This is a genomic window from Streptomyces sp. UH6, assembly GCF_013421635.1.
GTDB lineage: Bacteria > Actinomycetota > Actinomycetes > Streptomycetales > Streptomycetaceae > Streptomyces > Streptomyces abyssomicinicus.
The window spans coordinates 1-7,192 of the sequence record NZ_JACADT010000228.1 but is presented as its reverse complement, the minus strand read 5'-3'; the positions used below and the strand labels follow the sequence as shown (position 1 = coordinate 7,192).

General features: G+C 71.6%; 8 protein-coding genes and 2 pseudogenes. 1 reads left to right on the top strand and 9 read right to left on the bottom strand.

From position 1 onward, the window contains the following. Positions 1-55 precede the first annotated feature (55 nt). From lepB (HW445_RS13725) to HW445_RS13685, 9 genes and pseudogenes are all read right to left on the bottom strand, one after another. A complete protein-coding gene (gene lepB, locus HW445_RS13725; protein ID WP_180221305.1) occupies positions 56-910 on the bottom strand; it encodes a signal peptidase I in 855 nt (284 codons plus the stop codon). Then, positions 801-1,891 (bottom strand): annotated as a pseudogene (gene lepB / locus HW445_RS13720) (signal peptidase I). The gene lepB (HW445_RS13725) and the pseudogene lepB (HW445_RS13720) overlap by 110 nt, the downstream one beginning before the upstream one ends. Continuing rightward, positions 1,884-2,603: a signal peptidase I gene (gene lepB, locus HW445_RS13715; RefSeq protein ID WP_180221303.1), complete on the bottom strand. Its 720-nt coding sequence runs from the start codon at positions 2,601-2,603 to the stop codon at positions 1,884-1,886. Before lepB (HW445_RS13715) ends, lepB (HW445_RS13720) begins: the two are co-directional and overlap by 8 nt. Before the next feature lie 45 nt (positions 2,604-2,648). Beyond that, positions 2,649-2,999 (bottom strand): 50S ribosomal protein L19, encoded by a 351-nt coding sequence (rplS, locus tag HW445_RS13710; protein ID WP_020138756.1) that lies wholly within the window; start codon positions 2,997-2,999, stop codon positions 2,649-2,651. Between the two features lie 136 nt (positions 3,000-3,135). Further along, positions 3,136-3,969 carry a tRNA (guanosine(37)-N1)-methyltransferase TrmD gene (trmD, locus tag HW445_RS13705; protein WP_180221302.1) on the bottom strand — a complete coding sequence of 278 codons (834 nt, stop codon included), beginning with the start codon at positions 3,967-3,969 and terminating at the stop codon, positions 3,136-3,138. Beyond that, positions 3,969-4,607 (bottom strand): ribosome maturation factor RimM, encoded by a 639-nt coding sequence (gene rimM, locus HW445_RS13700; RefSeq protein WP_180221301.1) that lies wholly within the window; start codon positions 4,605-4,607, stop codon positions 3,969-3,971. The genes trmD and rimM overlap by 1 nt, the downstream gene beginning before the upstream one ends. A gap of 178 nt (positions 4,608-4,785) precedes the next feature. Beyond that, positions 4,786-5,025, bottom strand: a complete 240-nt coding sequence (locus HW445_RS13695) for an RNA-binding protein (RefSeq protein ID WP_180221300.1) — start codon at positions 5,023-5,025, stop codon at positions 4,786-4,788. Positions 5,026-5,027: 2 nt separating this feature from the next. Further along, positions 5,028-5,456 (bottom strand): 30S ribosomal protein S16, encoded by a 429-nt coding sequence (rpsP, locus tag HW445_RS13690; RefSeq protein ID WP_151775467.1) that lies wholly within the window; start codon positions 5,454-5,456, stop codon positions 5,028-5,030. Positions 5,457-5,698: 242 nt separating this feature from the next. After that, positions 5,699-6,298, bottom strand: a complete 600-nt coding sequence (locus HW445_RS13685; protein ID WP_151775466.1) for a hypothetical protein — start codon at positions 6,296-6,298, stop codon at positions 5,699-5,701. A gap of 545 nt (positions 6,299-6,843) precedes the next feature. On the opposite strand from HW445_RS13685, the pseudogene HW445_RS13680 reads away from it, so the two are divergent. Continuing rightward, positions 6,844-7,192: pseudogene (locus tag HW445_RS13680) on the top strand (SAM-dependent methyltransferase); the annotation flags it as partial.

Here is a 7,192-nt window from a genome sequence, read left to right as displayed (position 1 = left end):
GGGCGCGGGCCGTGCTCCCGCCCGAGGACGCGGGCGCGAGCCGTGCCCGGTGTCCCTACTTGTTCAGCGCGGGCTGGTCGAAGGTCTCCGGCACGGGCAGGGTGCCCCAGCGGTTGATCGGCCACGCCTTCACCACGGCCCGGCCGACGACGTCCTCCACGGGCACCATGCCCTTGTGCGGGTCGTCCTGGTTGTAGCGGGAGTCCCGGCTGTTCTGCCGGTGGTCGCCCATCACCCACAGGTAGCCCTCGGGCACCTTGACCTTGAACTGGCCGGTCTCGTCGGCGCTGCAGGGCGTGTTGCCCGGGAAGACGTAGGGTTCGTCGAGCGCCACGCCGTTGACCACCAGCTTGCCGGTGCCCCGGCACTCCACGGTGTCCCCGCCGACGCCCACCACACGCTTGATCAGGTCGCGCTCCTCGGAGGACGGCATCAGGCCGACCCAGGTCAGGACCTTCTGGAAGGCGTTGGGCTCCTCCACCGGCTGGCCCGCCAGCCAGTTGGAGGGGTCGTGGAAGACGATCACCTCGCCGCGCTCCGGCTCCGCGCCGAACCACGGGGTCAGCTTGTCGACCAGCACCCGGTCCCCGCGCTGGAGCGTGTTCTGCATGGAGTCCGAGGGAATGGAGAACGCCTGCAGCAGGAACGTCTTGATCAGCAGCGCCAGCACCAGCGCGATCACGACGAGCAGCGGCAGTTCCTTCCAGAACGACCGCATCTGCTGGTTGGAGCGGCCTCGCCCCGACGCCCTGCCGCCGCCCTCGCCCGGGGCGCCGTCGGCCGGGCCGTGCCCCTCGGGATCACTCCCGGGCGCAACACCCTCGCCCCGGTCCTGCGGGTCCGGCTCCGCGGAACGCCTCCGCCACCCGTCGCCGCCACCGGAACGTGCGCCAACCGCCGCATCCCCCACAAGAACTCCTCACTCCGTACCGCCGCCCGCCCGCTGCCCGGCGCGGGCCCACCACTCCCTTAACGAGCGGGAGTTCCCCAGGGCTCGGGAGCGACCGGAATCCGTCGTTCGTCATCCGTCGTCCGTCTCGGCCGACCGGCCGGCCCCGGGGTGCTGCCACCCTATGCGAGCCGCGGCCCGCAGCGCCTACCCCCCGTCCGGCGGCCGGACGGAGGAGAAGGTCTCGGGGGTGCTCAGACGCGCCCAGTGCCCGACGGGCCAGGCCACGGCGACCGCCCGGCCCACCACCAGGTCCTCGGAGACGGCGCCGCCGTACTTCCCGTCCTGGTGCACGCGGGAGTCGGCGGACTGCGAGCGGTGGTCGCCCATCACCCACAGGCTCCCCTCCGGCACCGTCACCTCGAACCGCGTCACGGAGGCCTCGTCGCCGGGGTACAGGTAGTCCTCCTCGTCCAGCGGGACACCGTTCACGGTCAGTCTTCCGTCGGCGTCGCAGCAGACCACCCGGTCGCCGCCGACGGCTATCACCCGCTTGATCAGGTCCTGCTCGTCGGCCGAGGGCAGCACGCCCACGAAGGCCAGCCCGTCCTTGATCCCCCGGGTCACCGCGGACTCGTCGGCGAGATCGGCGATCTCCTCCTGCCGGAGCCAGCCGCCGGGGTCGCGGAAGACCACCACGTCGCCCCGTTCCGGCTTCGACCCGAACCACGGGGACAGCTTGTCCACGACCACCCGGTCGCCGATCCGGATGGTCTGTTCCATCGACCCGGAGGGGATCACGAAGGCCTGGAACAGGAAGGTCTTGAGCAGGAGCGCGATCAGCAGCGCCACCCCGCCCAGCAGGGGTATCTCCTTGAGGACCGCCCGCCGCCGCCTGCGCTGCACCCGACGGCGCAGCCTGCGCCGTTCCGCGCGTCCCGGCGGGCGCCCGACGCCGTCGCCCTCCCGGCCCGCTCCGCCCGAACGCCCCCGCCTACCCATGCGTCCCGTCCCCCGCGGGTACGCCGCCGTAGGCGCCGGACCGTTCGATCCGCGTCCACCTCCCGGCGGGCCAGACGATCCAGTCGGCCCGCCCGGTGACGTCCTCCACCGGCACCATGCCTCCGCCCGGAGAGCCGAGGTGGTCCCTGGAGTCGCTCGAGGCGGCCCGGTGGTCGCCCAGCACGAAGAGCTTGCCGTCGGGCACCACCACGTCGAACGGCACCGCCGACGGGGCGTCGCCGTCCAGGAAAGCCGACTCGTCCACCGACCGGCCGTTGATCCGCAGCCGCCCGTCCCGGTCGCAGCAGACCACCCGGTCACCGCCGACGCCCGCCACCCGTTTCACGAAGTGGCCGTCGCCGAACCGCTCGGTGCCGTCGAAGACCACCACGTCCCCGCGGGCGGGCTCGCCGCCGAACCGGTACGCCAGCTTGTTCACCAGCACCCGGTCACCGACCCGCAGGCCCGGCTCCATGGACGAACTCGGGATCTGGAAGGGCTGGGCCACGAACAGCGTGGTCATCAGCAGGAAGAGCAGGCAGGCCACCGCGGTGAGCGTGAGACTGCCGCCCGGAAGCCAGTCCCGTGATCGCTGCAGGCCCCTGACGACAGCGAAGCGCGACCGCGCCTCGCCCTCCCGCGGCCGAGGAGATTCCTCGGCCACGGGAAGGGAGGAGCGATCGCGCTCCGGATGCTGTGCTTCGGTGTCCATAGGGGGCAGATGCTATCCGTCCCCCGCCGGCGCACCGGCGCGCACTCAGTTGTCGCGCTTCTCCTTGATCTTCGCGGCCTTGCCGCGCAGCTCACGGAGGTAGTACAGCTTGGCGCGACGCACGTCACCGCGGGTGACCAGCTCGATCTTCTCGACGATCGGGGTGTGCACCGGGAAGGTGCGCTCGACGCCGACGGAGAACGAGACCTTGCGGACCGTGAAGGTCTCGCGGACACCGGCGCCCTGGCGGCGGATGACGACGCCCTTGAACTGCTGCACACGAGAGCGGTTGCCCTCGATGACGCGGACGTGGACGTTGACGGTGTCACCCGGGCGGAAGGCCGGGATGTCGCTGCGCAGCGACGCGGCGTCGACGGAGTCGAGCAGGTGAGACATTTCGTCTGCTTTCTTCGCTGATGCCACAGGCCATCAACGGGAACTAGGTTTCATCAAGAGAGCGTCGCCGTGACCGGGTCGCCGCGTCGTGTCCCCCTGTGGCAGGGGCGCGCGCCGGGCCACGCACAACAGCCGCCTATTGTTCCACGTCTTCGACGCGGCGCCAAAACCGCCCGGACCGCTCGCCCTCCGGGTCGGGCGCCCAGCCGAGGATGGAGAGCATCTCGCGGTCCTTCTTGTCGAAGGCCGCGGGCGCGGTGCGCTCGATCAGGTCGGGCCGGTGGGCGGTGGTGCGGCGCAGCGCCTCGTCGCGGCGCCAGCGGGCGATCTTCCCGTGGTGGCCGCTGAGCAGCACCTCGGGGATCCCGCGGCCGCGCCACACGGGCGGCTTGGTGTGGACGGGGCCCTCCAGCAGGTTGGCCATGGCGCCGGGGGCGAAGGAGTCGTCGCGGTGCGACTCGGCGTTGCCCAGCACGCCCGGCAGCAGGCGGGCCACCGCCTCGGTGACCACCAGCACGGCGGCCTCGCCGCCGGCCAGCACGTAGTCGCCGATGGAGACCTCGTACACCGGCATGCGGGTGGCGTACTCGTCGATCACCCGGCGGTCGATGCCCTCGTAGCGGGCCGGGGTGAAGACCAGCCACGGTTGCTCGGAGAGTTCGACGGCCAGTTCCTGGGTGAACGGGCGACCGCTGGGGGTGGGGACCACCAGCACCGGTCCGCGGGCGCCTGCCTCGTAGCCGTCGGCGAGGATCTCGTCGAGCGCGTCGCCCCAGGGCTCGGTCTTCATGACCATGCCGGGGCCGCCGCCGTACGGGGTGTCGTCGACGGTGTTGTGCCGGTCGTAGGTCCAGTTCCGCAGGTCGTGGACGCCGACCTGGAGCTGCCCGCGGGCGCGCGCCTTGCCGACCAGCGAGACGTTCAGCGGTTCCAGGTACTCCGGGAAGATGGTGACGACGTCGAGACGCATCAGGCCTGGTCCCGCTTCGGCTCGTCGTCCATGCCGCCGCCGTCACCGACGCGCCCCTCGGCCGGCTCCGTGGTGCCTGCCTCCTCGGCCGCTTCCTCCGCGGCCTGGCGGGCGGAGGCGATCTCGGCGCGGTCGTCGATCAGGCCGGGCGGCGGATCGATGACGGCCCGCTGCTCCTCCAGGTCGATCTCCACGACGATCTCCTGCACGAACGGCACGTAGACCTCGCTGCCGTCAGGACGCTCGACCACGAACAGGTCCTGCGAGGGCAGGTGCGAGATCTCGGTGATCCGCCCGACCTCGGCGCCGTCGACGGTCACCACGTCCAGGTCCATCAGCTGGTGGTCGTAGTACTCGTCCTCCTCCTCGGGCAGCTCCTCCGGATCGACGTCCGCGATCAGGAGGGTGTTGCGCAGCGCCTCGGCGCCGGTGCGGTCGCGCACGCCCTCGAAGCGCAGGAGCAGACGGCCGCTGTGCACCCGGCCCGTCTCGATGGTCAGAGGACCGGCCGAGGGCGGGTCGGTGGCCAGGACGGCGCCGGGCGCGAGCCGCAGCTCCGGCTCGTCCGTACGTACCTCGACGGTGACGTCGCCCTTGATGCCGTGGGCTCGGCCGATCCGTGCGACTACCAGCTGCACTGTGCTTGCTCTCCTGATCGGGGACTGCGGATGACCGGAACTGTGGTGCCCGGGGTGCGTCGACACCGGCCGCGGGCACCGGGAACGACCTGGACCGCGCGACGACGCGGGTCGCGCAACGACCTCGGGCCGGGGACGGCCCTGAGGCCGTCCCCGGCCCGAGCCGGTGTTGCGTGTGTCAGCGGACGTCGTCCGCGTCGACCAGGTCGACGCGGATGCCGCGACCGCCGATGGCGCCCACGACGGTACGCAGGGCGCGTGCGGTGCGACCGTTGCGGCCGATCACCTTGCCGAGGTCGTCCGGGTGGACCCGGACCTCGAGCACGCGTCCGCGACGCAGGTCACGCGAGGCGACCTGCACATCGTCAGGGTTGTCGACGATGCCCTTCACGAGGTGCTCGAGAGCCTCCTCGAGCATGCTCAGGCCTCGGTCGACTCAGCCGGAGCGGACTCGGCGGCGGCCTCGTCCTTCTTCTCGGCCTTCTTCTTCTGGGTGATGGCCTCGCCCTTGCCCTCGTCGTCACCGCCGAGAGCCTCGAAGGACGGACGCGCCGGCTTCTCGGCACGCTGCAGCAGCGGCGCCGGGGCGGGCTCGCCCTTGAACTTCTGCCAGTCGCCGGTCTTCTTGAGGATGGCGAGAACGGGCTCGGTCGGCTGGGCGCCGACGGAGAGCCAGTACGCGACACGCTCGGCGTCGACCTCCATCACCGACGGGTTGTACGTCGGGTGGTACTTGCCGATCTCCTCGATCGCCCGGCCGTCACGGCGGGTACGGCTGTCGGCGACGACGATGCGGTAGTGAGGCGAACGGATCTTGCCCAGACGCTTCAGCTTGATCTTGACTGCCACGGGAGTGGAATCTCCTGGAATTGACGTGGTGGGGCGCGACGGGAAGCCGCGTGGGGTTGCGGCACCGAGTGCCCGATGGACGCGTCAGCCGGAGGAGAGAGGGGTCCTGTGCGACTGTCGAGTACAGCTGGCCATTCTGCCACACGACCGGGCATGGGTCCGAACGGGGGCATACGGGGGCCGCGCAGGGCCGGCGTCCACGATGCGCCGGCGCCGCGCGGCACCTCCGCCGCCTCGGCCGCTCAGCTCGCCGCGGCCAGCGGCTCGGGCTCGGGAATCCGGAAGGGCTTCCCGCAGCCCCCGCAGACGATCGGCGCCTGCGCCAGGACGGACGGAACGACGCGCACGTTGCGTCCGCAGTCGCAGACGGCCTTGACCCGCACACCTCCCCCCGACGACCCGTGCCGGGCCGCGGGTCCCCGGAAGGTGCCGGCCGTGTCCGACGCCACCGCCGCGTCGTGCGCCTTCAGCGCACGCTGCAGCCGGTCGATCGTGGGCCGGTACCGGCGCTTCGCGTCGGGCTTGAGCGTGACCAGCGAGAAGCCGCTGCTGGGATGCGGCTCCTCCGGATGGTCGAGCCCGAGCTCCTCGGCGATCGCCAGGAACCTGCGGTTGTGGTAGCGGCCGGCCCGCGAGGTGTCGCGGATACCGCGGGCGGCGGCGATGCCATGGACTGCCTCGTGGAGGAGTCGCTCGAAGGAGAGCTCGTGTCCGCAGGCGGACGACGACTCCCCGATCAGTGATTCGGGCGCGGCCAAGTCAGGCAGCTCGGGATGGTGCCGTTGAATGTCGGCCCATGCCTGCGCCAGCTCGGCGGCGAGAACAGGTGGTGTCGTGCTCACGTAATGACAACGACGCCGGATGCCTCTGTGTTCCTATTCCGGGCCATCCCAAATAATTTGCACGTACCCGTCAGTTCAGTCTGATGCGTCCGGACGAGGACGGGTGCGCTGATCTGCGCAGAAGCCTGACGTCTCGTCACAAGCCGGTACGTAGTCGCACGTACGTACCCGGCGGTACCGGCGCACGCTGCGCCGCCCACGCCCCCGCGCACACCAAAGGTTGGCGCGATTCCGACGTGATCGTGAGGTTATACCCCGTAGCGCCGGGTCCTGCCGTCGGGGTCCCGTCCCGGGATGTCCCGCCTTTCACGACGCGCGTGGGCCGTCTCCGGTTGCCCCGGCGGTTACCGGTATGTGAAATCTCGCCGTATACGCCCGCATCCGGCATTGCGGTGTCCACATGCCCTGGACGGCACGGCGTCGACGCAGTTATCTGGCATACGGGGGGAAGCCGGGGCACACCACGGCGCCGGCGCTGCGCGCACGACGGCCACCACGGACGGCCGGACAGACAGGCGGCAACTCTTCGGCGATTGGGGCGCTCCATGACATCCACTCTCGTACGACGTCACCCTCCCCTCGCGGCCCGCACCAGGGGGGCGGACCCGCGGACCCGGGCCCGCGACTGGTCCGAGATCCAGGAGCGCATGCTCGTCCCGCTCTACGAGGCCGTCCACGAGCGGCTGGGCGTGGGCCCCGGCACCCGCCTGCTGGGACTGGGCTGCGGCTCCGGGCTGGCGCTGCTGATGGCGGCGGGGCGGGGGGCCGACGTCACCGGCGTGGAGCCGGACTCACCCGAACGGCTCAACCTGGCGCGGGAACGGCTGACGGCGGACGCCGACGGGGTGAGCGGTGGCGCGGGTGGCGGCGTGACCCGGCTGGCGGAACGGGCGC